Below are 26,746 nucleotides of genomic sequence, written 5' to 3'. Positions count from 1 at the left end.
ATTTAAATGTTTGTTGTTGAAAATTAAACTTAATCTTATCGATACAACTACATTAGATTTCCAATGAATCAAATATCATAGGGCAACATTACTATTAACGTTTTCTTAATGTAAAAGAAGATTTGCAATAACATTATTTAATGCCCGAAAACTGCAGAATATTACAGAATCAGGTTTTGCTGACTCATAAAAAACAACGCAAACCAATACAATTCATGATTTTGCACCGAGTTCTTTTTAAGAAACTGCAATGTCTTTGATATCTGATTTGCAACCGCACTTGGTGACATATTCATTTCGATAGCAATCTCTTTATAACTTAGGTCTTCAAACTTGTGGAGGTTGAAAATTTTTCTTCTTTTTTCAGGAATTTGATCCAGTAATAATTGTATTTGTTCCAGCTTTAAATCAATATCATCGTCTGATTCTGAGGGAGAATCCAACTCTTTAATCAACTGTTCGTTTTCTACAGAAAAAATCCTGTTTTGTTTTTTATACCATTTCGAAATCTCTTGTTTCGAACTTTTAAATAAAATGGCTTCCAGACTAACTTCTGGGTCTAATTTTGTGCGATATTTCCAAAGATGAATAAAGACGTTTTGAGTAACATCTTCTGAATCTGCCAGTTGTGCAGTATATTTTTTGACAAAACAAAATACTTTAAAATGATATAAATCGTAGATTTCTCTAAAACAGGAATCATCTCCCTCTCGTAACCTTAATACCAAATTAGAACTCATGACGCAATTTTAATTGTTAAAGAAGACCCTTACAAATGTAAGATAAACGGTTATTGATATTTTTTCGATTTATTCATTTAATAATTTATTAATATTCGCAAATTCTTTTTTGATTTCTGGTGATATATCAATTCCAGTCTGCTTTTGTAAACTCCAAACAATAAAAGATTTTGTAATATTGAGGTTTAATAGCAGCAATTCTGAAAGATGAAAATTCACATTTTTGGCGCCTCCGGAAGCGGCGTAACAACAACTGGAAAAATATTGTCCGAAAAATTAAATCTGACTTATTTTGATAGTGATAATTATTTTTGGGAAACTACCGAACCGCCTTTTACAGTAAAACGAAATCCTGATGAAAGAAATGCAACCATAAAAACAGACCTGAATAATTTAAAAGGCTGGATTTTAGGCGGATCAATTTTTGAATGGGGAGAAAATGCATTTCCTGATTTTGACCTGATAGTTTTTCTTTGGATTCCTCCTACTATCAGAATTGAAAGATTAAAGAAAAGAGAATTTGAACGATACGGAAATATTATTTATACCGATCCGGCCAGAATTAAACAATTTGAAAACTTTATAGAATGGGCAACCGATTATGATAATCATACCGGTATTGCAGGCCGGAATTTTAATGCTCACGAAAAGTGGCTCAAAACCATTCCGTTTCCGATTTTAAAAATTTTCGGTGACTTAACTGTAGAAGAAAGAATTGCACTTATCCTTGAAAAGATAAAAAGCATAAACAATAAACAATGATAATTAAATAAATTTTTCTGTTAATGCTATAAGACAATTTGTTGCCTTTGAAGTTAATTTTGATTGAATGCTGAAATTCAGCAATAATAAATCAACTTTAAAAACCATTATTATGACAACAGATAGCAACAAATATTACGATCAAAACGATAATAATACAGAAGAAAACCAAAGTTATGTTGATCAATACCAACAACAACATATGGGTGACGAAAATACTTTTGAGCAGGAAATGCTTCTAAACGAAGATCAGAGTTATTTAGACAGTGAATTTTCGAATGCGCTTGAAAGAGACGATCAGGAAGATCTTGAACAAAATTATGACGACAGCGAATTAAATGAAGATGAGTTTGAAGAAGATGATCTGGAGGAAGACGAAGATGACTTAGACGCAGACGATCTCGATGATGATTTAGTGGAAGATTACGACGAAAACGATCGTGAACCGGAAACTTTTGCTGACGACGGTTATAAAATTGACTAATTCTGATTTTAGAATCGTATGAGCGCAATTGATAACAAAGAAATTCTAAAAAAGGCTAACAGAGCCATTACTCAGGGCGACAATGAAGGCTTTCTGGCCTTTTGCACCGATGATACCGAATGGACATTTACCGGCGAGCAAACTTTAAAAGGAAAAGAAGCCGTTAGAACGTGGATGAAAACAGCCTACAAAGAGCCGCCAAATTTTGAAGTTGCAAATTTAGTGGCCGAAGATGACTTTGTTATCGCAATTGGCAAAATCAAAATGAAAGATGAAAACGGAAGTATAAAAACTTACAATTACTGCGACGTCTGGAAATTTAGGGATGCAAAAATGGCTCAATTAAACGCTTTTGTTATTGAACCTAAATCCTGAAACTTATATTTAAATTGAAAGTCGTAATGGATCTAAAATTTCATGCTTTTAATTAAGGTTTAATGTTACGTAAATCTGGTAAAGTTTTTTAAAACCATCTTTTCCTTAATTATTAAAAAACCAATTCTCTTAAAGGCAATAAATGCCAGAATTAAATGTTTATATAAAGAGATTAAAATATTTAAAAAGTATGAAAAAAATATTGTTTTTGATTATCATCATTAGTGTTTCAATGCATGGATATGCACAGGACGAACTCAACAATAAAAATAAACCAATCCAATCTAAAAATTTAGACAATAAAGAAGCTGTTCCGCCAACGGAAGATGCACCAAAAGCAGACGATCCTACAATTCCAAAAGAACCGGTTACTTTAAAAATTAATCCGGATGAACTTTTTAATAATAATGTTTTATATAAAAGAGAAGCCAATGTACCGGGAATTTATTATCGTCGAAATGAATATTTAGGAGGATTTGTAACAAAATCGATTACATCGACAATACGTTACAGAGATGCCGCTTTTGTAGATGGTGATAAAATTAAAGTATATCTTAATGATAAAGTTATTGAACCGGAAGTTTCTCTTGATGGAGAATTTAAGGGTTTCAAAATAACTTTGGTAAAAGGTATCAACAAAATTGATTTTGAAGCTTTAAACGAAGGATCTGCTTCGCCAAATACAGCTGAATTTCAGGTCTATGATGATCAGGGAGTAGCTATTGAATCGAGCCAATGGAATGTTGGTACAGGCTACAAAGCGGTTATTATTTTGTATAAAGAATAAAGTTTAGAGTTATAGATTATTAATTCAATTAATTAACGGGAAAAAAAGAAAAACTTCTTTTATCCCGTTTTTTCTTTTTACACGTTTAGAATTAGTAGAAATAAAAAATATTTTACTGAAAATCAAACAATTATAAATATTTTATTTATTCTTTTTTGTAAATTTGATATTCCCTCTTTACATAAATTCAGGCTTTACAAATTGATTTTCCCTGAAAATATTTTGACAAGTAAGCATCGATATAAAGTTTTAATAAAAAATTAAGTTTTTTTTCGTTAACAAAATTACTAACTTAGAAATAGTAATAGAAAAATACTGTTCCTGTTTTATACGACTGTATTTCTATATTCATCTAAACGAAATAGGTAATCCTGAAAGCATTACTTAAAAAAAATATACTTATTTACTGTAATTAAAAAACAAAACTATGCGAGTACCAATCATTCGAAAAAATATAAAATTTACCCCAGATTCTAAAAGAGTTGTTGCACGATATTTTATGAATGGTGAAGAACGGACCCAACAAATGGTAAGCCGCATAATGTTGCTTGATGAAAAACAGGTTCTGCAAACCCTGGAGCAAACTCTTCGTGAATTTGCCAGGCGTCATCGAAATATCTCGAATATATTTTTCAAACATTGCGAAAAAATCAGACACATTATTGAGGGAATGCAAATAAACTATGATGCACTTTCTGTAGATAGAAAGATGCTTATAGGTTCTTTCTGTACAATGGAATACGCTATTGAATCGGCAGCGATTTTCAATCCGTCTATTATCGAAGATTTTGATCAGTCTGGTCTGGAAGCAGGGGCAAAACGCGTTATTATTTCCTTTCGTGCCACGGGCGAAGGTCATATTTCTTCTATTGTTTTTAGACGCGGAATTCTCGATAAGGACAATAATCTGCAGATAATGAAAAATGGTAATAACATTGATAAAGCAGAGATTGAACACAAAAGCTTATACAATAAAGAAAGATTTTTATTAAAGCTTTCAGAAATGCACACGCAGGACAAATACATTACCCAAATCATGCAGGATTTGCCGGATGAATTTGAGTATGCTGTCTTAAAAAGTATGGTAAAAGATGCTTTGCAGGATCCATCTATCCGTCAGGAAAGACGAACGGCACTTGAAGAAATCATCTGGCTGGCAAACTCCTTTTATGATTTACAATTTAAACACGATTCTGATATAACAGAACGTGTAATATTTCCAATCTCCGATTCTGAAAGCCGTGGTATCGAAGATGCCCGTTTTGTACGTTTCACCGATGATGACGGTTCTACCCGCGTTATGGCAACTTATACGGCGTATAATGGTCATGCAATTCTTCCAAAACTTATTTCGACCGAAGATTTTTATAATTTCAGGGTAATGCCTCTGCACGGGGTTGGTGCTCAAAACAAAAACCTGGCTTTATTTCCAAGAAAAATAAAAGGAAAATTTGCAATGCTCGCCAGAATCGATGGTGTTAATAATTACATCATGTATTCTGAAAGACAAACACAATGGAACAATCCTATTCTTTTGCAGGAACCAAGATATACCTGGGAACTCACCCAAATAGGAAATTGTGGATCGCCGCTTTGGACAGAAGAAGGCTGGCTTGTTATTACCCACGGTGTGGGTGCCATGAGATGTTATTGCATTGGGGCTTCTTTATTTGATCTTGATGATCCGTCTAAAGAAATTGGACGACTTAAAGAACCTTTACTTTCGCCTCTGGAAGATGAGCGAGAAGGTTACGTACCCAATGTTGTGTATTCCTGCGGGGCGATTATTCACAACGACAGTCTTATATTACCTTATGCAGTCTCTGATTATTCGTCGACTTATGCTGTGGTAAATATGGTAGAATTACTGGATGCTTTAAAAAACAGTAATAAATAAAATATTTTACAAACTATAAATAAGGCTGTCAATTGACAGCCTTATTTGTTTTTAGGCATTTGAGTAAGAGCTCTTGTTATCAAAAAACATAACTGAAAATCTTATAAAACTTCTCTTTAAAATTGTAAACGTTTTGCTTTTATAGCTAGTAGCTTTGATATCAACCTCTTAAAAAATGAATTTATACAGATTTTAAATTTCTCCTGTAAATTCTAAATTCTAAAAAATTACATTATGGATGAATCAAACAATACCTTAAAAAGTTCCAGCATCACTTCGGGTGAAAATGTTTCATTTTGGATTGACTCTGCTCCTATTATTTCCTTTGAAAAACCGGATCAGGATATTCAAACGGAAGTATTAATTATTGGTGGCGGAATTGCAGGACTAACAACTGCTTATAAATTATTAAAAGCAGGTAAAAAAGTAGTACTGGTTGAAGATGGTTTTATTGGCAGCGGCGAAACCGGACGCACAACGGCACATTTGACCTGCGCGCTCGATGATCGCTATTTTTTTCTTGAAGAGACCTTTGGCGAAGAAAAAGCAAAGCTCGCTGCCGAAAGTCATGCAGCCGCTATAGACGAAATTGAAAATATTGTTACGTCCTTAAATATCGATTGCGCTTTTAAAAGAGTCAACGGTTACTTATTTCTGCATCCTACAGACAAGGAAGAAAATCTGGATAAAGAATTTCAGGCAACGCAAAAAGCGGGATTGCAGACTTCTGTTTTAGAAGAAATTCCTGCTTTGGTCAATGCCGAAAAACAAAGATGTATCGTCTTTAACAATCAGGCACAATTTCATATACTGCAATATCTTCAGGGACTAGCCGATGCCATTGTTTCGCTTGGCGGAATTATTTATACCGAAGCTCATGCGGAAGATATTAACAAAAAAGGCGCGAAAGTAAATGGTTATACTTTTTCTGCAGATTATATCGTGGTGGCAACCAATACGCCTGTAAATGATGTTTTAACTATGCACACTAAACAACACGCCTACAGAACTTATGTTATTGGGGCCAAAATTCCGAAAGGACAGCTTCCCTACTCGCTTTGGTGGGACACAGGCGATCAGGAATCAAAATGGGTTTCTCAGCCGTATCATTATGTTCGTTTGGAAAATTATGATGATGAATACGATTTACTAATTTCCGGAGGTGAAGATCACAAAACAGGTCAGGCCGATGAAGAAGGGATTTCTGAATTTGAAAGATATGCCAGACTTGAGGCCTGGACAAGAAATTATTTCCCAATGCCGGATGACATTTCGTATCGTTGGTCTGGTCAGGTGATGGAACCTGTAGATTCTTTAGGTTTTATGGGGAAAAATCCCGGCGATGACAATATTTATATCATTACCGGAGATTCCGGAAACGGAATGACACACACTACAATTGGTGCCATGATTATTTGTGACAGCATTATGGGCATTAAAAACAAATGGGAAGATTTGTATAGTCCGTCGAGAATTACCTTAAAAACGACCGGCGATTTTATTAAAGAAGCAAGCAACATGGCTTCACAATATCTGGACTGGATAAAAGGCTCTGATTTAAAAAACACAGCCGATTTACCAGCCGGAGAAGGTGCTGTACTTTCTTCAGGCTTAAATAAAATTGCAGTTTATCGCGATTACGACAATGCCTTAAAAGCATTTTCTGCCGTTTGTCCGCATTTAGGCTGTATCGTACAATGGAATAATGATGAAAAATCTTTTGATTGTCCTTGTCACGGTTCACGATTTGACGCAGAAGGTATCGTAATCAATGGTCCTGCAGAAACTGATTTATCTAAAATCAATATCAAATAAAAAACATATGAAAGCGATTATACTACTTGCAACCTTAAAAAATAAAGGCAGATCTAACACCGAAATTCTTGTCGAGTTTTTTGCTAAATATCTGACACAGCAAAAAATTGAATTCGAAATAATAAAACTTGTTGATCACAATATTATTCCGGGAACTTATACGCAAATGGACATAAAAGATGACTGGCCGGATATTTACAATAAAATTCTGCAAGCCGAAATTTTACTATTTGCAACACCTATTTGGTGGAACAATCACTCCTCTGAACTGCAAAGATGTATTGAACGGCTTGACGAGGTTTACGACATTATTTTGAGTGGAAAAGATTCTCCGCTTGACGGAAAAATCGGCGGTGTAATTGTAACAGGCGATTCAGATGGTGTAGAACATATTACGGGAAATATTGCCAATTTCTTTTGTAGTATTGGTGTCACCGTTCCGCCTTATACTTCGCTTGGCGTTATTTGGGAAGGCCATGCCAAAGATGCAAAAAAGACCAAAGCCGAGCTTCTGGCTTATTACAAAAGCACCTACGAAAAAGATGCCCAGGCAATGGCAGAATCTTTAAAAAAAGCAGCAGAATAAGGCTGATAATACTTTAAATAAAAGCAAATATTAAAATTAATAAATGAGAATATCGTGGATAACAAAAATAAAAATATGATTAATGAGCACATGTCAAACGAACGAACGTTTTTGTCGTGGATTCGTACTGGCATCGGAATTATGGTATTTGGTTTCGTGATTGTAAAGTTTTCATTATTTGTCAATCAATTACCGTCCACGTTTTTTAAAGATTCCACTATTCCAAAAAATGGACTAACTATATTTATTGGCATTTCATTAGTGCTTACAGGCGCTATTACCATCTTGTTATCCTATTGGAAATACAGACAAGTACACAGACTTTTACAGCGTGGCGAATATTTATATTCTACAATGCTTTTAACAATCCTTACCGTCGTTATTTTTCTCATGAGTATTATTATCATTACCTATTTGATAGTGGCTGCCTATCCCTTTACATTTCTTGAAATCTAACAAAACAAACTGATATACTGTAAATTATGTAATTACCAGCTATCTGTTTTGTAAATTTTTGATTTTCTGTACCTGTACATTTACATTATACAAAAACTTAAAATTGACTATTATGAACTTAACCGAAAAAGAAAATTACGGTCAGCCTGACACGGATTTTCAAGACAATACAAATCCATCTAAAGATAATGATAAGATCCCTTTTGATAATTCGGTTACCAATGATGTAGAGCAGAATTTAAACCGGGGTTTTAGTAGTCAACAGGATCGCGATGATGAGCTCGACGATGAAAATGACAATGATTTACAAACAAATCCTTATGAGGATTATGACAATGATTTGAATGAGGATTATTTGAGTGAGGATGAAAAACTACAAAATGAAAGAGATGCCAGAAATGATGATGGTTTTGGAAAAAGTGATACTGAAGATAATGATGAATCTGTAGAAAACGAAGATGAAAGTGATGAAGATGACGAAAATCCCGATACTGAAAAAAGACAGGATTATGTTTCCGGAGATGCTTCGTTGACCGAAGATATTGATCAGGATCTTGAAGAAATTGATCCGGTAAATCATCCGCGTCAATTCTCGAAAAAGTACTGATAATTATATAACTGGAAATTTTAATTCTATAAAAACAAACTACCTCATGATGGATAAATTTGATTCTACTAAACTATCAAATACTCTTATTATGAACACAAAAAATTCAAATTCATCTGCCAAAAAAAATGATGACAGTGATAAAAAAGCAGCCAACTCTAAAAGTACTGAAAACAAATCTGGTGATAATGGAAAAACAGCGATTAAAAAAAGTCCTGCCAAAAAATAATTTTTATTCTGCTGAATTTTATTTCACAGAGTTTGGTTTTTCAGTTTACTAGAAATTCTATAAAGCCTCAAAAAGGGGTTTTATAGAATTTTATATAATTGATTTTTAATAATGACGGACCATGAAAAAGAAAAACGTATTAATTACAGGCGCAACAAGTGGCATAGGATATGAATTTGCAAAACTGTTTGCAGAGAAAAAATACAATCTTGTTCTAATTGCCCGAAATCGTGAAAACTTACGAAAAACGGCAGACGAAATGAAACAAATTGCAAAAGATCCGCTGGTGAAAATAACAGAAATTGCAATTGATTTATTTGAAAGAGAAGCTGCACGCGAAGTATACAAGATTACCCAAAAGAAAAAAATATTTATCGATATATTAATCAACAATGCCGGTCAGGGCGAATGGGGAAAATTTAATGAAACAGACCTTGAGCGGGAATTAAGTCTTATTGATCTTAATATTAATTCGGTATTAGGATTAACAAAATACTATTTAAAAGATATGCTGAAAAAAGATAAAGGAAAGATTCTCTTTCTGGCCTCTTCCGTATCAAAAGCGCCATCGCCATATATGGCCGTTTATGCTGCAACAAAAGCGTTTATCCTTTCATTTGCAGAAGCTATTTCAAATGAAACAAAAGATACTAATATAACGATTACCGCTCTTCAACCCGATGCTACCGACACCGATTTTTTTCATAAAGCAAAAGCAGAAAACTCAATCACCTATAAAGAGAAAAAACTAGCCAGTCCCGAAAAAATTGCCAAAGATGGTATGGAAGCTCTGGAAAAAGGAAAAAATGTTGTCTTGCCCGGCTTTCAGAACAAATTTCAAAGTGTAATGAATAATATTATCTCAGATGATATTATTGCAAAAAATATGGAAAAACAAATGAAGCCAAGCGACAAAGAAAATGGCCGCACAATGCCGCTTCATATGGCATCGTTACGGGAAAGAAAAGCGATAAATTCATATAAAAACACCAGCAATGGAGATTATTAAAAGCTATAATTCAAAATTATTACCTGATTATAAATATCAAAAAAATAATAAAACCTAATAAAGATATTGTACTTCCTTGTCTCAACGTTGTTTTTTTCATGCTGATACTTTAATAAGGTTGATGACCTGGAAGTACATTTTTTTTAAGTAACCTAATTCCAAAAAGTACTACTATGAACTTTGATATATTTTTACAAATCCTCATTTCTTCCATCGCAGCAACAAGCGTAATGACACTTTTTAGTTATGTTGTTTCTGCAAGCGTAAGAGAATTATACAAAGAACCGGTTCTGCTTACATACATCCTGACAAGATTTCACATCGAAGTATCTCTCCCAACAAAAAGGGTTTTAGCGTGGCTTTTACATTATATTATCGGAGCTTTTTTTGTTATCATATATCACTATTTGTGGCACTATAATGTGGCAGAATTTTCGTGGCGAATTGCATTACTTTTTGGTGCAATAAGCGGTATTGTGGGTATTTTGGGTTGGATGGTTTTATTTAAAATTATTCCGCAAAAACCCAATATCGATTTTAAGGGATATTATACACAGCTATTTGTAGCGCATGTTATTTTTGGTTTGGTTGCTTTTTTGGTTTACAAAACTTTCTTAGAATAAATACTATTACTAAATAAATAATAAAATTAAAAATCAGAAATTATGGAAACAAATACATCAGCCTCAACTTTGACACAAAAAAAATCAAAACTTAAAACAAATGTATCTACTCTCGAAAGAGTTTTAATGGTTACAAGCGGAGCCTATCTTTTATACTCCGGTTTATCTAAAGAAAATAAAAATGCCGGCAAAATTGGTGTTGGCGGGTCAATGCTTTTACGAGGAATTTCCGGATATTGCCCTGTTTACGATGCCGTGGATCATTTAAAAAACGAAAAAGCATCAAACGTAAACATCCGAGTTAATAGCGTGATCAAAAAACCTATTAGCGAAGTTTATGCTTTTTGGCGTGATTTCGAAAATTTACCAAAATTCATGAATCACCTTGAATCGGTAAAACCTATAAACTACACGACCTCTGAATGGACGGCCAAAGGACCAATGGGAATTGGAAAAATAAAGTGGAAAGCAGAAATCGTAAAAGATGAAAAAGAAAAATTTATCAGCTGGAATTCCCTACCCGATTCTACAATTAAAAATGTTGGAAAAGTTACTTTTAAACCAAAAGGAAACGCTACAGAAATTGATGTGACTATTTCATATCACGCACCATTGGGCGTTGCAGGAGAAAGTGCCGCAAAACTTCTTAATCCTTATTTTGAAAAACTTGTAAAAGATGATATTTTAAATTTTAAAGCTTATTTGGAGTCTGTGTAATATATAATTTTCTCAAGTAAAAGCCTGTAATTGATTATTACAGGCTTTTTAAATAAATCAAGTTGAGGAAATTTGAATTAGTAATCAATAAAAAAGTAATAACTTATTTACCTTTTGCAGTCCCTGTAGAATCTGTACTCATCGAACTATTTCCTTTTTGTGTAGTTCCTGCAGATCCTGAGCCGGTCGATCCTTCACCGGTTGCACCGGTTGTACCATTTGTGGCAGAATTAATAGTTGTACTGTCTGATGCAGAACTTACTGTATCAATTGTTTCTGTAGCAATTGTATCATTTGCGTAATCATTTGTATTGTTTCCATCGGCCTTTTTACAAGAAACTAAAAGTCCTCCAAAAAGTAAAAACAAGACAATTTTTGATTTAAATAAAGTCTTCATAGTATTAAAATTTTTCTGTTTGTATGATTCCAAATATAAAATTCAGCAAAAGCAAATTTTTATACAATTACTCCTAAATTTTATAGAATTATCAAATGTAATTTCACTAATACCCAGATTTACAACCACTTATTCAGTAAATAATATAAACATTTACCAGAATAGTATACGTATTTGATATTCACGGTTTTTAGATTTGTAATGTAAACTTTAAACTTCTTTATCATGAATACTTCAAAAAACAGTTATGCTGAAAGTTCCAGAACTTCAGATAAAAAACACGAGTCAAAAACGACTTCGTCGAGAAGTAATGAAAAACCTCATACCGACTATAAAAAATCGACCTTAAAAAAATAATTAACTCTAAAAATTTAAATTATGATACAAGAACCAAACGAAAATTTTGATCTGGAAGGTCACACTTTTCAATTAGCAGGCGATGAAATTAATTCTGAAACTATGGAAAACCAGGATCCTGCAATCAATCAGCACGAAATAGACAATTCTGATTCTGTTTATGAAGAATCAGATTTGGATACCGAAACCAGAAATGACTACGATCCCTATCAGGATGATCTGGACGATGAAGATATGAATCAGAACATCGATGAAGATCTGGATGACGACGGTGATGGTGACGGTTTTGAAGAGGATTTTGACGAAAATGACCGATCTGATTACTAGATAGAAAAACTATTATTATAACTTTAAAATTTACTATTATGCCAGGAAGAGATCCGGGTCCGTCAATTAAAGATAAGGACCAATACGAAGCACTGCGCGATAAAGGTTACAGCAAACAAAAATCTGCGCGTATATCAAATAGTCAGGGAGCCGAAAAACGAGGCGGAAAAAGTGGAGACTATGAAGAAAGAAGCAAACAGGACTTATATGCCGAAGCTAAAAAAGCGGACATAAAAGGAAGATCGAAAATGTCAAAAAAAGAATTAATGCACGCATTACGCAATAATTAATTCTCGATCCAAAATGTCTTACAGCACAATTAAAAGCAATTAAAAAGCCTTCATGATTTGAAGGCTTTTGATTTTTTCTATTGATTTAGATTTGATTTGGTTACTTTGTCATTTTGTGAACGATAAAGGTTTGAATATAATTCTTTTGGTTTATTAATGGCTTTTGGTTTTAAATAGCGATCTGTTATCTGAAAACAGTTATAGTGTCTGCTAAATTTTCTCTGTTAATGAAAGCCGCAATAAATTCCTGAACTTCGGTAGTACTTTCTTTTGGGGTTTCGAAAGAATTAATATGAAATTCATCGTCTTGATCAAGAATATGAATGATCTCCGTATAGCCCTTAGAAATTAAACTACCTTTTAATTTAATTATATTCAACTGCTGTTGGCTGTCCAGCTCTTTGCGAACTTTTAGTTTTATAGCTCTTTCCATAGTTAATATTTTAAATTATTAGACGTATAATTATATTCAAATATAGCTATTAATTGTTTTGGCTCATCACTAAAAATTATTTATAAGTCATTATTTATCAACATATTAATAAACAATATGTTAAAATCCGAAGTTATTTTTATTTTAACAGATTATAAGTTATTTCTTCAAATTGAGACATAAAAAATCCCACTTCATTGCGAAATGGGATTGTTTTTATTTAAAGTTTAAACAAAGTTATAAACTTTTATTGTCCGAAATTGACATTATCTTTCAACAAATGTTTTTGCAAAGACAAAAATTTGTCATGTTTGGCTTTCTATTTTTACGATTCACAGCTGCTGCACGAAACAAGACTTGTAACAAGTTCTTTAGAAACACTTTGGCTTCGTTGGTAATACAAACTTTTAATTCCAAGCTGCCACGCTTCAATAATCAAACGATTCACCTCTTTAATAGCTAATTCTGCCGGAATGTTCAGGTTGATACTTTGCCCCTGATCTACAAATTTTTGTCGGATAGCAGCTTGCTGTACAATCTCTAACTGACTAATTTCTTTGAAGGTTTTAAACACGTCTTTTTCCGTTTGTGTAAGCTGTTCCATATGCTGAACGCTTCCGCCGTTTAACATAATTCCTCTCCAAACCTCTTCATTATCAAGACCTTTTTCTTCAAGCAATTTGGTTAGGTATTTATTTTTTCTCATAAAATTACCCTTGCTTAAACCTGCTTTGTAATAATTACTGCTAAAAGGCTCAATTCCCGGAGAAGTTTGTCCTAATATTGCAGATGATGAGGTAGTTGGTGCAATCGCCATTGTCGTAGTATTGCGTCTTCCATAGCCTTTTAAGAGTTCCGGTTCACCATAAATACGAGCTAATTCCTGAGAGGCTTTATCGGCTTTCTCGCTAATATGTTTGAAGATTTCTGTGGTTTTCATTTTAGCTTCCAAACCTTCAAACGGAATCATATTTTTTTGCAGAAAAGAATGCCATCCCAAAACTCCAAGTCCAAGTGCGCGGTGTCTTTTTGCAAAACGATTTGCTGCAGAAAGATAATAGTTTCCTTCGGTTTTTTCTATAAATTCCTGCAATACAGCATCAAGAAAAAAGATGGCCAGTTTTACAGCTTCGGTATCTTTCCATTCATCGTAAAGCTCGAGATTCATAGACGAAAGACAGCAAATAAACGATTCGTCGTTTCCAGACGGAAGCATAATTTCACTGCATAAATTACTGGCATTAATAGGCAAGTTTTTATCTTTATAAACCTGTGGCTTGTTTTTATTTACATTATCAGTAAAAAAGATATAAGGCAATCCTTTTTGCTGACGGCTTTCTAATACTTTTGCCCAAACCTGACGTTTTTCGATATCACCATCAATCATTTCCTGCATCCAGTAATCTGGCACACAAATTCCTGTAAACAAGTTCTGAATCGGGTTTCCGATGCTTTTTATCTTTAAAAATTCTTCGATATCCGGGTGATCTACATCAAGATAAGCAGCAAATGCACCTCGGCGAACGCCACCTTGCGAAATCGTATCCATCGTAGTATCAAAAAGTTTCATAAAGCTCACCGCTCCACTACTTTTTCCATTATCCGTTACAGCGCTTCCGCGTCCGCGTAATTCCCCAAAATAACCGGATGTTCCACCACCAATTTTGGTCTGCATGATCACTTCGCCCAATTTATGGGTAATTCCTTCAATTTTATCCGGAACGTGAACATTAAAACACGAAATTGGCAAACCGCGTTCAGTTCCCATATTCGCCCAAACCGGCGAACTAATACTCATCCATCCGCGCTCGATCATTTCTACAAAAGAATCTTTCAATTCGGGTTTGTAAAGTCTTTTTGCTGCAGCAGTACAAATTCTGTCAATCGCACCTTCTACGGTTTCCCCTTTTAAAAGATAACCACGATTTAATATTTGTTCACTTTCAGAGTTTTTCCACCACATTTTGTTATCGGCATAACTTAATGGCGGAATATTTGTTTCGGTTGTATGTAATGTACTCATAATATATTCCGTTAAAAAAGATCGTTTGCAGTAATACTTTTATCGTGTTTGGTATATTCTACCGGTCTTTTTGCAAAAAAATCATCCAGACTGTTTGCAAATACTTCTTCTTCAAACCAAGCCATGTTTTTATAGTCTTCTGCAGGAACGTTAAATATGGTTGGAATCCCTATTTGTCCTAAACTTTCATCAATTCTAAATTTCATGAAGTTCACCAAATCTGCCTTTTTGATGGTTTCAATTTCACCTTCCTCAAATATCCAGTCTAGAATATCAGACTCTACGCCTATCGAATGTTTTACTGTTTCTCTGATCATTTCTAAAGTATCGGCATCAAAATAATCGGGGAATTCTTCCCGTATTTTATTGATGATATAAATTCCGCCATTGGCATGAATTTGCTCGTCGATAGAAGTCCAGGCAATAATGTTGCTTACATTTTTCATGTAACCTTTAAATCTTGTAAACGATAAAAGAATCGCAAACTGACTAAAAAGTGACACATTTTCGATTAAAATACTGAATAATATCAGCGATACCATATATTTTCGGTTGTCTTGCGAACGTGTATCTTTAAGAACATCCGAAAGATAATCTACACGTTTACGAACTACCTCAATGTCCATTAATTTTTCGAATTCATCATTATATCCCAAAACTTCCAAAAGACGTGAATAAGCCTCAGAATGCCTGAACTCACATTCGGCAAAAGTGCTTCCTAAACCATTAAATTCAGGTTTTGGAAAATGCTCGTAAATGTTGCCCCAAAAACTTTTTACCGCCACCTCAATTTGTGCAATTGCCAGTAAACTATTTTTGATTGCCGTTTTTTCGGCTACATTTAAATGAGAGTGAAAATCCTGTGTGTCAGCAGTAAAATCGACTTCGGTATGCACCCAATATGCTTTGTTGATGGCTTCTGTAAATTGTAGTACCTCTGGATATTCAAAGGGTTTATAGTTGATTCTCTTATCGAAAATAGACATAATATATAGTATTTAATGGTGACTAAGCGAGAATAAAAAAGCGGTTACGAAGTGGGAATAACAGCATTTCTATACTTACAAAATTAAGCCACTGTTGCTTTTTTGTTATCCTTTTGATGTTAAAAAACCAGCCAATTATCAACAGCTATAATCCTATTGAAACAGACCCAAAAATTAGTTTTTATGAACAGGAAGATGAGTCTGGCTAACGCCCAAATTATCAGTTATTTATAAAGGATCTAAATAAAGTTATCAACAGGAAAATGGACATCAAATTGGACTTTTTTAAAAACACTTATCAACAGCAATTTTCAAAAAACTGACTTTTTCTTGCCAAAATCCTTTCTTTCAAAAGAAAAAAAAGAGCAGGATTTTGTTTTTAAATCAACTGAAAAATTAAATCCTTTCAATCTAAATCATTTTAGAAAAACAAATATAAATATCTTATTTACAGCTATTTAAAACTAAAGTTTAACCACAAAGGCCGCAAAGATTTTACGCAAAGTTCGCAAAGCAGAATCGATACAAAGCTTTGCGAACTTTGCGTAAAATCTTTGCGGCCTTTGCGGTTTAAAAATAATTATGCTTTTTTACCGTAAAGCAAAATCCTTTTAAAAGAATATATAGCAGGAAGTTTAGGAAATTCAGCCGCTATTCTCTCTTTGTAAGTTTTAATAAAAAGCGCGCTCTCATCTCCGTCAAGTCTTTCTATATAAGGAATTAATGCCGATCCCGAAATAAAATTATAAAGCGTGTCGTGATCGTTGGCAATAATTGGATACACTTTTTGCATGATCTGAATATCTTCGAGTCCGCCATCAAAAAGGAGTTGCGCATAATCATCAATACTCAAAACAGGAGAATCTCTTTTAAAACCGTTTAGATAGGATTTAAACGGTTCTTCGTCAACCAATTCAGAAAGGATTTTATTGAGTTTATTTTCAGGCTGCACTGGCATTTGCACCGCAAATTGTCCTTTCGGATTAACTAATTCTATCAGTTTAGGAAACAATATTTCGTGATCGTTTGACCATTGCAAAGCGGCATTACTAAAAATCAAATCCCATTTTTCTCCCGATTCAATTGTTTCTTCTGTAGTTGCTTTTTTAAAATGTACATTATCTGTTTCTAATGATTTGGATTTTTCCAGCATTTCATCAGAAGAATCAACGCCCAGGAAATTGGCATTTGGAAATTTATCAGCCAGAATCGCCGTTTGTTCACCTGTTCCGCACCCCAAATCAATGGCTTTCATAGCTTCCGTCGGTTTAATAAAATCGATTAAATCATAAAACGGCTGATAACGAATGTTTTTGAATTTATTGTAGATTTCCGGATTCCAAGGCATTTTGTAGTGGTTTAAATGTGATGTTTGTTAAAGATACAAAATTATTCACTCTTTAATTTCTTAATCATTTTCTGTTTTCAATTTGTGAATTTAATGCAACAGTTTTGATATTGATGCAAATGTGTAGTCCCTAAGGGACAATCTTGTGGTGAAAATATTTTTTTTTCTACCAATATGTAACCTCTCCGAGGTATTATTTTAATAGTGCTTTGGGAGTCATGTATTGGTAGAAATATTTTTTACCAACATGTAACCTCGCCGAGGTATTATTTTAATAGTGCTTTAGGAGTTATATATTGGTGGATTTTTTTTTACCAACATGTAACTCTCCGAAGTGTTATTTTTATATTCCTTTAGGAATCATATATTGGTGGATTTTTTTTACCAACATGTAACCTCGCCGAGATATTATTTTAATAGTGCTTTAGGAGTCATATATTGGTAGAAATATTTTTTACCAACATGTAACCTCGCCGAGGTGTTATTTTTATACTCCTTTAGGAATCATATATTGGTAGAAATATTTTTACCAATATGTAACCTCGCCGAGGTATTATTTTTAATACTCCTTTAGGAGTTATATATTGGTAGAAATATTAATTTCCGTTTTTAAAATTGTCCCGTAGGGACTACATATAATTACCCATCTCTCCAAATTCTTACGACTTCCCACAACGTCATGCAAATGATTTTTTCGCTTAAAAGCAAAATCATTCACTCTTTAATTTCTTAATCATTTCCTTCCCATTTTCATTCTGCGGGTTGATTGCAATTGATTTTTCATAATTTTCAATGGCCAAAGATTTCTGTCCGTTTATCATATACGCTTCCCCCATACTATCATAAACATTAAATGAGTTTGGATGCAATTTGATATTCTGCTTAAAAAATTCGATGGCTTCATCAATATGTTTAAAGCGAAGTTGTTGATAACCAAGTTGATTTATAAAATCCTCCGTTGGATTAATGTTATAGCCAAATTCACTGGATAATTTTTTAAAATGCTCTTCCATATCTTTAAACAAAATTTTATTTGAGTTCAAAAAAGCTTCTGTATGCCAATTTTTATAAATAAACCGAAGTCCGTCATACATACTTTTATAAGGTACAGAAAAATGATTTTCTTCCTTGTATTCTTTATAATTCCACTGAAAAGATTTTGAAGCAAACATTTGTAATTGTTTCGTTAGTAAGTCAACCGCCTGTTTATCTTCATTGGCAATCGATACAAAAATCTTTCTCGAAAGCTGCTTGTTTTTCTTAAGATACAAAGCGTACTCTCCCATTACTTTATCTCTGTTTTGATCACCTGTCAAAGCCGGACTAATAAAAATCGATGCCTGAAATAATTCCGGCGCTTTTTCATTGGTATAAATTCCAAAGAGTCCACCAAGTGAGTGTGCTTCTAGAATTCGATAAGGCTGTGTTCTGTAGTTTTTGTCTATGTACGGAACAAGTTCATCTTTTATAAAACTTAGAAAATTATCTGCTCCATTTTCTTTTGAATCAAATCGTGGTGTAAAATCCCTTCCGCGTTCTGTATTGGGAATTGCCACAATAATCATCTTTGAAATAAAATTAGTCTCAAAATCAGAAAGAAAATCGACCATTTCGGAAACGTACTTAAAATGACTTCCGCCGTCAAGCAAATACAAAACCGGATAAGAATCTGTTGAAGAATTGTATTCCGGAGGAGTATGAATCCAGATTGTCCTGTCCTCGTTAATTGTTTTAGAATGAATTAAAAATTGCTGGTGATTAACCGGAGGAATGGAATCTATTGCTTGTGCCACGGCATTTTTCGAAGAGAAAATTAAAAAAAGTCCGCAAATGCAAACACTAAATCTTTGAATTTGAGTTTTCATACTTTATATGTTTGTTACACTGAATTTATCTTGTTTTGAATAACTTCAACAACAATAGTTTTCTTAAACATAAAGACTTAGGATATTACAGATTGTTACACCTGATTTATCTGATGTAAAAACGCTAGTAAACCTGACAGGTTTTAAAAACCTGTCAGGTTTGTTGCTCAATACTTAGGAAATATTTACATTGAATCTTTTATTTGAAATTTAACTTTTAACAGTCGCAAGATGCACCGCTCTATATTTATTAAAAACAATGAAAATAATTCCGATAATAAAAATCAAAGAAATATTGGTTAACCCCAATAAAAACTGACTTTTAACGGCATATAAATTAACAAATCCGTAGCTAAATATCGAACTTACCATATACGTTGCACCGCCTGTAAGTCCGCTGGCAACTCCGGCATTTTTAGAGAAACGGCTTAAACAATAGCCATAGATAATATTAAAGATAAAGCCGCCACACATATTAATTCCCATTGTAAAAGCGATTAAAGTATAAATATTACTTGCAATTGAAGAGGTAAAAATCATAAGTAAAACCAAAGTAAGCTGTATGGAAACCGCAATAGTTATTTTTTTAGCCAAAGGTTTATGAATAAGAGATTTAGCCGTGATTCCGCCCATCATAACAGCCAAACCTGATAATAAAGAACTGTAACCCGTAGTAACGGCAGAATACCCAAACACGCGTTCTACAATAAACGGACTCGATAAGCTGTAAACTACAACAAGACCAAAACAAATACCAAGAATTATAATTCCCAAGGTAAAATCGGGTGATTTCAAGATGTTTGTGTACGTTTGTGCGATAGATTTTAGCTTAAATTCATGATAGTATTTTAGAGATTCTCCACTATACAAAAGTTCCAGAATTAAGAACAATAAAGACAATCCGCCAAGAAAATAAAAGTTAGATTTCCATCCAAAAATATTCTCCAAATATCCTCCTAAAAATGGCGCCATAATGGGCGCGCAAGCCCAAATAATGGAAAATAAACTAATGTAGCTTTTTAGTTTTTCGCCAGAATAAAGATCGACAAAATAGGCACGTTTTGCTATTACAATAAAAGCAATTGCGATACCCTGAATAATTCGCATGGCATAAATAACATAGATATCCGGCACCAATGCAATTACAAAACTGGTAATTGAAAAAACGGCAAGCGAGGCAATGCTAATTTTAAAACGCCCAAAACTATCGAGTATGCTTCCTATAAAAACCTGGCTAATTCCGAGGCTAAACATAAAAAAAACCAGCGAAAGCTGAATGGCTCCTGCCGAAACGTGTAAATCTTTTGCCATAGCCGGCAGCGATGGTAAATAAATATCTGTTGCAAATCCGGATAACGGAATTAAAGCAAATGCTAATTTGGTGCTAAAACCCTGATGGTTTTCTGGTAAATTTCTCATTTTATTAAATTAATTGGTAATATAATTAGACCGATCGGTCTTTTACTGGATAAAAATAAACACGAATTTCACTAATTTGCACGAATCTAAATGGTTAACTTAGTTTGTGTAATTAATTTGCAAAAACTAATTCGTGTAAATTAGTGAAATCCGTGTTTTATAATACATACTTTTCAAATTCGTTTTTTAGGCTGTCTAAAACAATCTTCATCTGATCATTATTTCCTAATACTTTTCGACATAAAATACCGCCTTCAATCATGGCAAAAGCTTTAATACTAAAATGTTCGGGGTTTATTTCTGCTGATAATTCTTTATTATTAATTCCGTTTTCAACAATGTTATAGAATCTTTTCTGGGCCGCCAGAATCGCTTTTTTTACCTGCTCTTTTATAACAGGATTTGTATCATCGGCTTCGATCCCGAAATTTAATATCGGGCAGCCTTCTGTCATGTTTTTATCATTTTCATATACAGCTAATAAATTGAAGAATTTGGCTTTCGCCGATGTGCCCTGAGCGACAGCTGTATCCAATTTACCGGCCAATTGCGATCTTAGATATAAAAATGATTCTCTGCAAATTTCATCCTTACTTTCAAAATTGCCATAGATTCCGCCTTTTGCAAGCTTGGTAACTTCCATAATATCGGTTAGCGAAGTTCCCGCCATTCCTTTTTTATTGATCAAAGGAGCCGATGTTTCGATAATAAATTGTCTGGTTCGCTCTGCTTTACTCATAATTTCTAAATTTTACATTGCAAACATAGACCGATCGGTCTTAAATACAAAACATTTTAACTTTTTATTTTAGAAGACAGAAACTTATTGATATGAATAATAAACATGTCGGGTAAATCTTTGTCAAAGTTTAAAATTTTGACAAAGATTATATGCAACTTATTTTTCGATAATAATTCACCATCATGACATTGAATTTTTATGATATAGACTAAAAATCAGGTGTTAAATTTTAAAAACGCTAAACATTAATCGCAACCCATAAGATTTTTTTTACAGCCCAGCAATTCCGCGGAAAAAAAGCAAATTATAAAGATTTGGTAATGTGAATCAAGACATATTTTGATTAGATTTACCACCAAATTGACCCCAATAATATTCAAATACAGAATGGCTTACAACAAAAATGATCTGATGCGCTTTTTAGACGCTCAAAATAAATTGTACTTAGTTGCACTTGCAGAAATTAAAAAAGGGAAAAAAGAATCTCCCTGGATGTGGTTTATTTTTCCGCAGATAAAAGGTTTAGGTTCAAGTGACACTTCAAAATTCTACGAGATTAAAAATGCCGACGAGGCAATGGCTTATCTGGAGCACCCTATTCTTGGAAAACATCTTCTTGAAATTACCAAAGAACTGATCAATACAAACGAAAAAAGCGCCCTGGAAATTCTTGGAGATAGTGATGCCGAAAAATTAAAATCGAGTATGACATTATTTGCTAATATTCAAAATACAGAACCAGTATTTGAACAGGTTATTAATAAATACTTTGGCGGATCGTATGATTTTCATACTATTCAATTATTATATAGTAATTTATAAAATTTAACCGCATCCCGAAACCTAGGAACGCAAAGGTTTTTAATTAAGCTTTTCGTATTTCAAATATAGCCCAAGGTTTCAACCTTGGGAGACTGATTGTAATAATGCATTGCGCTCCAATGGTTGAAACCATTGGCTATGATTTTGATAAAGCTTTGCGAAATTTGCGTATCCCGATAGCTATCGGGATTGCTAACTTTACGGTTAAAACCTTCACCGTATAAAATTAATTATATCTTACTCTTTATTATTTGGAGATATTCTAAATAAGCAATAACTTTCGCCCTCGAAATCCCGAAGTGGAAATTTCATTACATAAATACCATTTGCTTATATCTTCAATATGAAAAAAACAATCTTTGCAGTCCTATTATTTGCGTCGCTTTTTGTTAATGCACAGCAAAACAAGCTTCTGGATGCTAATTTCTGGAAAACTTCTCCAGATTTAGCCACTTTAAAATCTACAATTGAAAAAGGAAATAACCCAACAGAATTAAATCAATTTGCATTTGATCCAACTGTTTTGGCCATTAATAATGGTGCTTCAAACGAAGTTGCGAAGTATTTAATCGATCTTCCGGGTAATGGAGTAAGCAAACTTACACACGACGGACGTATCTATTTACATTGGGCGGCCTATAAAGGAAATGCAGAATTGGTCGAATATCTTATCAAAAAAGGTTCTGATATTAATCTTGAAGACAGCCACGCCACTACACCAATTGTCTTTGCTTCTGGTACCGGAGTGGTAAATCCTGCTACTTATGATGCTTTTTTTAAAGCAGGAATTGATCCTAAAAAGAAATACGACGGAGCAAGTTTATTATTATTGGCTATCCCGAACGATAAGGATCTTGCCACAACAAATTACCTGGTATCACAAGGTTTATCGCTAAAAGACGTTGATAAAAACGGTTACACGGCTTTTGATTATGCAGCAAGAGCAGGAAACATTGCACAGCTAAAAGCCCTTGTAGAAAAAGGAGTAAAATATACAGACTATGCCTTAATTACAGCCGCTCAGGGAATGCGTCGCAACGCAAATCCTATTGAGGTTTATAAATATCTGGTAGATGATTTAAAATTAAAACCAACTGTTACGGCCGCAAACGGGCAAACGGTGCTTCATATTTTGGCCCGCAAAGAAAAACAGTCTGAAATTGTAAAGTACTTTATTGACAAAGGTGTTGATGTAAACAAAACCGATAAGGACGGAAATACTCCTTTTATAGTAGCATCAGAAGGAAAAGATCTTGAATTACTGCAAACCTTACTGCCAAAAATTAAAAATATTAATGCCGTAAATACTAAAGGAGAATCTGCGTTAACGCAAGCTGTAAAAGGCAGTTCGGCAGAAATTGTTTCGTTTCTTTTGAGTAAAGGAGCCGATATTAATGTGAAAGATACCAAAGGAAATGATCTGGCTTTTTATCTTGTAGATTCTTTTAGAAGTTCTGGTGAAGCATCGCAAAAAGATGATTTTGGTGATAAACTGGCTGTTTTAAAAAGCAAAGGAATAAATTTTGCAACACCGCAAAAAGACGGAAACACCATACTTCATACAGCGGTAATCAAGAACAATATTAACCTGCTAAAAAAACTGGAAGGACTTAATATTGATCTCAATGCCAAAAATAAAGAAGGCTTAACTGCCTTACATAAAGCGGCTATGGTAGCAAAAGACGATGTTATTTTAAAATATTTGGTAGCATTGGGCGCAAAAAAAGAAATCAAAACCGAGTTTGACGAAACTGCCTACGATTTGGCAAAAGAGAATGAAATTTTGAAGAAAAATAATATATCGGTTGAGTTTTTAAAGTAAATAATTATACATGAAATCATTATCTAAAATCTGCCTTTTGGTAGTATTCGCGTGCCTTTTCTCCTTTAAGGCAGCTGCACAAACTGACAAATATAAATGCCTTTTGCAAATGTCTAATTATGTAGGCGAAGGAGCTTATATCGTAGTATCGCTTATTGATGCTAAAGGCGAATACGAAAAAACATTGTACGTAATGGGCGATGACAAAAAATGGTACAAAAGCATCAAGGAATGGTATAAATTTTATGCTAAAAAACCAGATATCAGTGCAAAAACAGGCGCTTCTGTAACGGGAGGAGACCGCAGTGTAACCACATTTGAAATCGAAGCTTCAAAATTTAATAAAGGCTATAAAATTCGTTTTGAAACTGCTGTAGAAGATCAAAAATATCATGTAACCGATGCAGAAATTCCGTTTACAACAGAAGGAATTGCTGAAAAAACAGAAGGAAAAGGATACATCAGATATGTAAAATTAAATAAGATATAAGGCATAATGACATTATCCGTTTGGAGATACGCGCATTTAACTCTCGCTGTATTTTCTTCTCTATTTCTAATTCTGGCATCAGTTACAGGAACTGTACTTGCCGTAGACGCTGCACAGGAGAAAATACAGCCTTATGGCGTGACAAATTTTGATGATTTGACTCTTGCTCAAACGCTTCCAACATTGCGTAAAAACTATATGGAAGTAACTGAAATCAGTATCGATCACAATAAATTTACAACACTAAAAGGCCTTGATGATGATGGTAATGATATTGATGCCTGCATAAATCCTCAAACGGGAAAAATTATTGGCAAAACCCAAAAGAAAAGTGAGTTCATTCAATGGGTGACGTCACTTCATCGTTCGCTTTTTTTGCATGAAACCGGGCGTTTTTTCATTGGTGTCAATTCTTTTTTGCTTTTTCTTATTGCCATTTCCGGTATTGCATTAGTTGTACAAAGACAAAAAGGCTTTCGCCGATTTTTTTCTAAAATAGTCAAAGATAATTTCAGCCAGTATTATCACGTGGTTTTAGGAAGGTTAATGTTGGTTCCTATTTTTATTATTGCACTTTCAGGAACGTATCTTTCATTGTTACGATTTAAGGTTTTCACCGAAAAACCAATCCAGCCGAAAGAAATTAAAGTTGCTGCAAAAATTTCTGAACAAAAGAATATTGCCGATTTTGATATTTTCAAAAAAACAAAACTTTCTCAGGTTCAAAAAATAGAATTTCCTTTTGATACCGAAGATCCTGAAGAAGTTTTTATTCTAAAACTCAACGATCGCGAACTAAAAGTGAACCAGTTTACAGGTCAAATTGTAAGCGATACGCCCTACCCGACTACCGTTTTACTTGAAAATTTAAGTCTTGATCTCCACACAGGCCGGGCGAATATAGTTTGGGCAATTGTTCTGGCTTTGGCTTCATTAAATATTCTGTTCTTTATATATTCCGGGTTTTCGATGACCTTAAAACGCAGGGAAACCAAAATTAAAAACAAACATAAAGCCAAAGACAGCCGTTTTATTTTGCTTGCAGGATCAGAAAACGGAAGTACTTTTCGCTTTGCCAATGCCATTCATACACAATTGATTGCCAACGGATATTCTTCTTATTTAGGAGGATTAAACCAATATACGGCATTTCCTGAAGCAGAACATATTATCATTTTTTCTTCGACACATGGTTTGGGCGATGCACCTTCAAACGGAGGGAAATTTTTGACGTTGCTAAATCAACATCCGCAGAAAAAAAAGATCAATGTTTCTGTTGTTGGATTTGGTTCTAAATCATACGCAGATTTTTGTGGCTTTGCCAAAGAAATAGACAATTGTCTAAGCAAACAAAATTGGGCAAACAGAATTTTAGACTTGCATACTATCGACGACAAATCGCCCGCACAATTTACAGATTGGGTAAAAAACTGGAATGCACAAACAGGAATAAACCTCGCGACAGCTCCCGCTACTTATGCCCAAAAACCAACCGGGTTGCAAAAAATGATGGTGGTAGAAAAAACAGCATTATCTGAAACGGATCATATTCTTAGGCTGACGTTGAAACCGAGAAAAAAAATCAAATTTACATCGGGAGATTTGCTTGCTATTTATCCTGACGGAGACGGCAGGGACCGTTTTTATTCGATTAGCAAAAGCAACGGCAATATACAATTGGTTGTAAAATTGCATCAACATGGTTTTGGTTCGGGATATTTGTATAATCTTGAAGCTGATTTTGTTATAAAAGCCAGAATTGTGCATAACGAAGGATTTCATTTTCCTAAAAAGGCTCAAAAAGTTGCCTTGATTGCCAACGGAACGGGAATTGCCCCATTTCTGGGAATGATTGAAGGCAACAAGAACAAAACAGAAACGCATTTATACTGTGGTTTTAGAAATGAAACTGAGAATGTGGCCAAATACAAACAGTTTGCAGAAAGTCAAATTCAAAGCCAAAACCTGAAAAGTTTTCACATTGCTTTTTCGCGTGAGCAAAACCAATGTTATGTTATGGATTTGATTCGGAAAGATGCTGATTTCTTTGCCGATTTATTGAAAACCGGTGGAAAAATCATGATTTGTGGTTCGCTTGCGATGCAACAGGATGTCGAAAAAGTTTTGGAAACCATTTGCATGGATAAAAACAAAACCGATCTTGCGCATTATAAAGCTTATAAACAGATTCTTTCTGATTGTTATTAAATTTTAGCCACAGATTAAAGGATTAAAAGGATTTTTTTCACGCAGATTTTGCAGATTGAGCAGATTTTATTCTCATTTTATGTCATTGCGAGGAACGAAGCAACCTCACTAAAACTAAACAAAGATTGGA

At 33.9% G+C, this 26,746-nt stretch carries 29 protein-coding genes; 20 read left to right on the top strand and 9 right to left on the bottom strand.

The features are described 5' to 3' along the window. Positions 1-161: 161 nt before the first annotated feature. Complete coding sequence (locus SD960_RS00250) at positions 162-740, bottom strand: RNA polymerase sigma factor (protein ID WP_318800165.1); 579 nt, start codon at positions 738-740, stop codon at positions 162-164. A gap of 207 nt (positions 741-947) precedes the next feature. Here SD960_RS00250 and SD960_RS00245 point away from each other — a divergent pair, with 207 nt between their 5' ends. The 13 genes from SD960_RS00245 to SD960_RS00190 all read left to right on the top strand — a co-directional run bounded on the left by SD960_RS00245 (position 948) and on the right by SD960_RS00190 (position 11,087). Beyond that, complete coding sequence (locus SD960_RS00245; protein WP_318800164.1) at positions 948-1,502, top strand: AAA family ATPase; 555 nt, start codon at positions 948-950, stop codon at positions 1,500-1,502. A 112-nt stretch (positions 1,503-1,614) separates the two neighbouring features. After that, positions 1,615-1,986: a hypothetical protein gene (locus SD960_RS00240; protein ID WP_318800163.1), complete on the top strand. Its 372-nt coding sequence runs from the start codon at positions 1,615-1,617 to the stop codon at positions 1,984-1,986. 18 nt (positions 1,987-2,004) lie between these two features. Then, positions 2,005-2,361, top strand: coding sequence for a nuclear transport factor 2 family protein (locus tag SD960_RS00235; protein ID WP_318800162.1), 357 nt, complete (start codon positions 2,005-2,007; stop codon positions 2,359-2,361). A gap of 190 nt (positions 2,362-2,551) precedes the next feature. Then, positions 2,552-3,148, top strand: a complete 597-nt coding sequence (locus SD960_RS00230) for a hypothetical protein (protein ID WP_318800161.1) — start codon at positions 2,552-2,554, stop codon at positions 3,146-3,148. 427 nt (positions 3,149-3,575) lie between these two features. Next, positions 3,576-5,045 (top strand): glycoside hydrolase family 130 protein, encoded by a 1,470-nt coding sequence (locus SD960_RS00225; protein ID WP_318800160.1) that lies wholly within the window; start codon positions 3,576-3,578, stop codon positions 5,043-5,045. A 234-nt stretch (positions 5,046-5,279) separates the two neighbouring features. After that, positions 5,280-6,860, top strand: a complete 1,581-nt coding sequence (locus SD960_RS00220) for an FAD-dependent oxidoreductase (RefSeq protein WP_318800159.1) — start codon at positions 5,280-5,282, stop codon at positions 6,858-6,860. Positions 6,861-6,867: 7 nt separating this feature from the next. Continuing rightward, positions 6,868-7,446 (top strand): flavodoxin family protein, encoded by a 579-nt coding sequence (locus SD960_RS00215; protein WP_318800157.1) that lies wholly within the window; start codon positions 6,868-6,870, stop codon positions 7,444-7,446. Between the two features lie 75 nt (positions 7,447-7,521). Next, positions 7,522-7,902, top strand: a complete 381-nt coding sequence (locus SD960_RS23665) for a YidH family protein (protein WP_413230370.1) — start codon at positions 7,522-7,524, stop codon at positions 7,900-7,902. 112 nt (positions 7,903-8,014) lie between these two features. Beyond that, entirely contained in the window at positions 8,015-8,509 is a 495-nt protein-coding gene (locus SD960_RS00210; protein ID WP_318800156.1) for a hypothetical protein, read from the top strand. Between the two features lie 91 nt (positions 8,510-8,600). Next, positions 8,601-8,738 (top strand): hypothetical protein, encoded by a 138-nt coding sequence (locus tag SD960_RS00205; protein ID WP_318800154.1) that lies wholly within the window; start codon positions 8,601-8,603, stop codon positions 8,736-8,738. A 121-nt stretch (positions 8,739-8,859) separates the two neighbouring features. After that, a complete protein-coding gene (locus tag SD960_RS00200) occupies positions 8,860-9,747 on the top strand; it encodes an SDR family oxidoreductase (RefSeq protein ID WP_318800152.1) in 888 nt (295 codons plus the stop codon). A 173-nt stretch (positions 9,748-9,920) separates the two neighbouring features. Next, positions 9,921-10,370 carry a hypothetical protein gene (locus SD960_RS00195; RefSeq protein ID WP_318800150.1) on the top strand — a complete coding sequence of 150 codons (450 nt, stop codon included), beginning with the start codon at positions 9,921-9,923 and terminating at the stop codon, positions 10,368-10,370. A gap of 42 nt (positions 10,371-10,412) precedes the next feature. Further along, positions 10,413-11,087, top strand: a complete 675-nt coding sequence (locus SD960_RS00190; RefSeq protein ID WP_318800148.1) for an SRPBCC family protein — start codon at positions 10,413-10,415, stop codon at positions 11,085-11,087. A 103-nt stretch (positions 11,088-11,190) separates the two neighbouring features. Here SD960_RS00190 and SD960_RS00185 read toward each other — a convergent pair whose 3' ends face one another. After that, complete coding sequence (locus SD960_RS00185) at positions 11,191-11,484, bottom strand: hypothetical protein (RefSeq protein ID WP_318800146.1); 294 nt, start codon at positions 11,482-11,484, stop codon at positions 11,191-11,193. A gap of 225 nt (positions 11,485-11,709) precedes the next feature. Between SD960_RS00185 and SD960_RS00180 the strand changes: the two genes are divergently transcribed. Genes SD960_RS00180 through SD960_RS00170 form a run of 3 tightly spaced genes read left to right on the top strand, consistent with a single transcriptional unit; the run spans position 11,710 to position 12,458 of the window. Continuing rightward, the gene (locus SD960_RS00180; RefSeq protein ID WP_318800145.1) at positions 11,710-11,841 is read left to right on the top strand and encodes a hypothetical protein; all 132 of its coding nucleotides are present in this window, start codon (positions 11,710-11,712) and stop codon (positions 11,839-11,841) included. A 21-nt stretch (positions 11,842-11,862) separates the two neighbouring features. Then, entirely contained in the window at positions 11,863-12,168 is a 306-nt protein-coding gene (locus tag SD960_RS00175; protein ID WP_318800143.1) for a hypothetical protein, read from the top strand. A 38-nt stretch (positions 12,169-12,206) separates the two neighbouring features. Beyond that, positions 12,207-12,458: a Rho termination factor gene (locus tag SD960_RS00170; protein WP_318800142.1), complete on the top strand. Its 252-nt coding sequence runs from the start codon at positions 12,207-12,209 to the stop codon at positions 12,456-12,458. Positions 12,459-12,642: 184 nt separating this feature from the next. On the opposite strand, the gene SD960_RS00165 is transcribed toward SD960_RS00170, so the two are convergent. The 7 genes from SD960_RS00165 to SD960_RS00135 all read right to left on the bottom strand — a co-directional run bounded on the left by SD960_RS00165 (position 12,643) and on the right by SD960_RS00135 (position 21,271). Next, entirely contained in the window at positions 12,643-12,891 is a 249-nt protein-coding gene (locus tag SD960_RS00165) for a hypothetical protein (RefSeq protein ID WP_042563437.1), read from the bottom strand. 325 nt (positions 12,892-13,216) lie between these two features. Continuing rightward, a complete protein-coding gene (locus tag SD960_RS00160) occupies positions 13,217-14,914 on the bottom strand; it encodes a ribonucleoside-diphosphate reductase subunit alpha (RefSeq protein ID WP_318800140.1) in 1,698 nt (565 codons plus the stop codon). Positions 14,915-14,925: 11 nt separating this feature from the next. Then, positions 14,926-15,900 carry a ribonucleotide-diphosphate reductase subunit beta gene (locus SD960_RS00155; protein WP_042563435.1) on the bottom strand — a complete coding sequence of 325 codons (975 nt, stop codon included), beginning with the start codon at positions 15,898-15,900 and terminating at the stop codon, positions 14,926-14,928. Between the two features lie 580 nt (positions 15,901-16,480). Further along, positions 16,481-17,248, bottom strand: coding sequence for a methyltransferase domain-containing protein (locus SD960_RS00150; protein WP_318800136.1), 768 nt, complete (start codon positions 17,246-17,248; stop codon positions 16,481-16,483). A 710-nt stretch (positions 17,249-17,958) separates the two neighbouring features. Next, the gene (locus SD960_RS00145) at positions 17,959-19,113 is read right to left on the bottom strand and encodes an alpha/beta hydrolase-fold protein (protein ID WP_318800135.1); all 1,155 of its coding nucleotides are present in this window, start codon (positions 19,111-19,113) and stop codon (positions 17,959-17,961) included. 210 nt (positions 19,114-19,323) lie between these two features. Then, positions 19,324-20,532: an MFS transporter gene (locus SD960_RS00140; protein WP_318800134.1), complete on the bottom strand. Its 1,209-nt coding sequence runs from the start codon at positions 20,530-20,532 to the stop codon at positions 19,324-19,326. 157 nt (positions 20,533-20,689) lie between these two features. Further along, positions 20,690-21,271, bottom strand: coding sequence for a TetR/AcrR family transcriptional regulator (locus SD960_RS00135; protein WP_318800133.1), 582 nt, complete (start codon positions 21,269-21,271; stop codon positions 20,690-20,692). A gap of 390 nt (positions 21,272-21,661) precedes the next feature. Here SD960_RS00135 and SD960_RS00130 point away from each other — a divergent pair, with 390 nt between their 5' ends. From SD960_RS00130 to SD960_RS00115, 4 genes are all read left to right on the top strand, one after another. Continuing rightward, the gene (locus SD960_RS00130; RefSeq protein ID WP_318800131.1) at positions 21,662-22,096 is read left to right on the top strand and encodes a DUF1810 domain-containing protein; all 435 of its coding nucleotides are present in this window, start codon (positions 21,662-21,664) and stop codon (positions 22,094-22,096) included. A 343-nt stretch (positions 22,097-22,439) separates the two neighbouring features. After that, positions 22,440-23,918 (top strand): ankyrin repeat domain-containing protein, encoded by a 1,479-nt coding sequence (locus SD960_RS00125; RefSeq protein ID WP_318800130.1) that lies wholly within the window; start codon positions 22,440-22,442, stop codon positions 23,916-23,918. A gap of 10 nt (positions 23,919-23,928) precedes the next feature. Beyond that, the gene (locus SD960_RS00120; RefSeq protein ID WP_318800129.1) at positions 23,929-24,408 is read left to right on the top strand and encodes a DUF2271 domain-containing protein; all 480 of its coding nucleotides are present in this window, start codon (positions 23,929-23,931) and stop codon (positions 24,406-24,408) included. 6 nt (positions 24,409-24,414) lie between these two features. Continuing rightward, on the top strand, positions 24,415-26,616 hold the full coding sequence (locus SD960_RS00115; protein ID WP_318800127.1) for a PepSY domain-containing protein: 2,202 nt from the start codon (positions 24,415-24,417) through the stop codon (positions 26,614-26,616). The last annotated feature ends 130 nt before the right edge of the window (positions 26,617-26,746 follow it).

This window comes from Flavobacterium sp. MMLR14_040 (genome assembly GCF_033657265.1).
Lineage (GTDB): Bacteria > Bacteroidota > Bacteroidia > Flavobacteriales > Flavobacteriaceae > Flavobacterium.
Note: the sequence above shows the minus strand (reverse complement) of the source record. Positions and strands in the feature narration are given on the sequence as shown.

Bases quoted from the DNA above. Each gene is read 5' to 3' on its own strand.
- SD960_RS00250 (WP_318800165.1), bottom strand. From the start codon at position 740: ATGAGTTCTAATTTGGTATTAAGGTTACGAGAGGGAGATGATTCCTGT.
- SD960_RS00245 (WP_318800164.1), top strand. From the start codon at position 948: ATGAAAATTCACATTTTTGGCGCCTCCGGAAGCGGCGTAACAACAACT.
- SD960_RS00240 (WP_318800163.1), top strand. From the start codon at position 1,615: ATGACAACAGATAGCAACAAATATTACGATCAAAACGATAATAATACA.
- SD960_RS00235 (WP_318800162.1), top strand. From the start codon at position 2,005: ATGAGCGCAATTGATAACAAAGAAATTCTAAAAAAGGCTAACAGAGCC.
- SD960_RS00230 (WP_318800161.1), top strand. From the start codon at position 2,552: ATGAAAAAAATATTGTTTTTGATTATCATCATTAGTGTTTCAATGCAT.
- SD960_RS00225 (WP_318800160.1), top strand. From the start codon at position 3,576: ATGCGAGTACCAATCATTCGAAAAAATATAAAATTTACCCCAGATTCT.
- SD960_RS00220 (WP_318800159.1), top strand. From the start codon at position 5,280: ATGGATGAATCAAACAATACCTTAAAAAGTTCCAGCATCACTTCGGGT.
- SD960_RS00215 (WP_318800157.1), top strand. From the start codon at position 6,868: ATGAAAGCGATTATACTACTTGCAACCTTAAAAAATAAAGGCAGATCT.
- SD960_RS23665 (WP_413230370.1), top strand. From the start codon at position 7,522: ATGATTAATGAGCACATGTCAAACGAACGAACGTTTTTGTCGTGGATT.
- SD960_RS00210 (WP_318800156.1), top strand. From the start codon at position 8,015: ATGAACTTAACCGAAAAAGAAAATTACGGTCAGCCTGACACGGATTTT.
- SD960_RS00205 (WP_318800154.1), top strand. From the start codon at position 8,601: ATGAACACAAAAAATTCAAATTCATCTGCCAAAAAAAATGATGACAGT.
- SD960_RS00200 (WP_318800152.1), top strand. From the start codon at position 8,860: ATGAAAAAGAAAAACGTATTAATTACAGGCGCAACAAGTGGCATAGGA.
- SD960_RS00195 (WP_318800150.1), top strand. From the start codon at position 9,921: ATGAACTTTGATATATTTTTACAAATCCTCATTTCTTCCATCGCAGCA.
- SD960_RS00190 (WP_318800148.1), top strand. From the start codon at position 10,413: ATGGAAACAAATACATCAGCCTCAACTTTGACACAAAAAAAATCAAAA.
- SD960_RS00185 (WP_318800146.1), bottom strand. From the start codon at position 11,484: ATGAAGACTTTATTTAAATCAAAAATTGTCTTGTTTTTACTTTTTGGA.
- SD960_RS00180 (WP_318800145.1), top strand. From the start codon at position 11,710: ATGAATACTTCAAAAAACAGTTATGCTGAAAGTTCCAGAACTTCAGAT.
- SD960_RS00175 (WP_318800143.1), top strand. From the start codon at position 11,863: ATGATACAAGAACCAAACGAAAATTTTGATCTGGAAGGTCACACTTTT.
- SD960_RS00170 (WP_318800142.1), top strand. From the start codon at position 12,207: ATGCCAGGAAGAGATCCGGGTCCGTCAATTAAAGATAAGGACCAATAC.
- SD960_RS00165 (WP_042563437.1), bottom strand. From the start codon at position 12,891: ATGGAAAGAGCTATAAAACTAAAAGTTCGCAAAGAGCTGGACAGCCAA.
- SD960_RS00160 (WP_318800140.1), bottom strand. From the start codon at position 14,914: ATGAGTACATTACATACAACCGAAACAAATATTCCGCCATTAAGTTAT.
- SD960_RS00155 (WP_042563435.1), bottom strand. From the start codon at position 15,900: ATGTCTATTTTCGATAAGAGAATCAACTATAAACCCTTTGAATATCCA.
- SD960_RS00150 (WP_318800136.1), bottom strand. From the start codon at position 17,248: ATGCCTTGGAATCCGGAAATCTACAATAAATTCAAAAACATTCGTTAT.
- SD960_RS00145 (WP_318800135.1), bottom strand. From the start codon at position 19,113: ATGAAAACTCAAATTCAAAGATTTAGTGTTTGCATTTGCGGACTTTTT.
- SD960_RS00140 (WP_318800134.1), bottom strand. From the start codon at position 20,532: ATGAGAAATTTACCAGAAAACCATCAGGGTTTTAGCACCAAATTAGCA.
- SD960_RS00135 (WP_318800133.1), bottom strand. From the start codon at position 21,271: ATGAGTAAAGCAGAGCGAACCAGACAATTTATTATCGAAACATCGGCT.
- SD960_RS00130 (WP_318800131.1), top strand. From the start codon at position 21,662: ATGGCTTACAACAAAAATGATCTGATGCGCTTTTTAGACGCTCAAAAT.
- SD960_RS00125 (WP_318800130.1), top strand. From the start codon at position 22,440: ATGAAAAAAACAATCTTTGCAGTCCTATTATTTGCGTCGCTTTTTGTT.
- SD960_RS00120 (WP_318800129.1), top strand. From the start codon at position 23,929: ATGAAATCATTATCTAAAATCTGCCTTTTGGTAGTATTCGCGTGCCTT.
- SD960_RS00115 (WP_318800127.1), top strand. From the start codon at position 24,415: ATGACATTATCCGTTTGGAGATACGCGCATTTAACTCTCGCTGTATTT.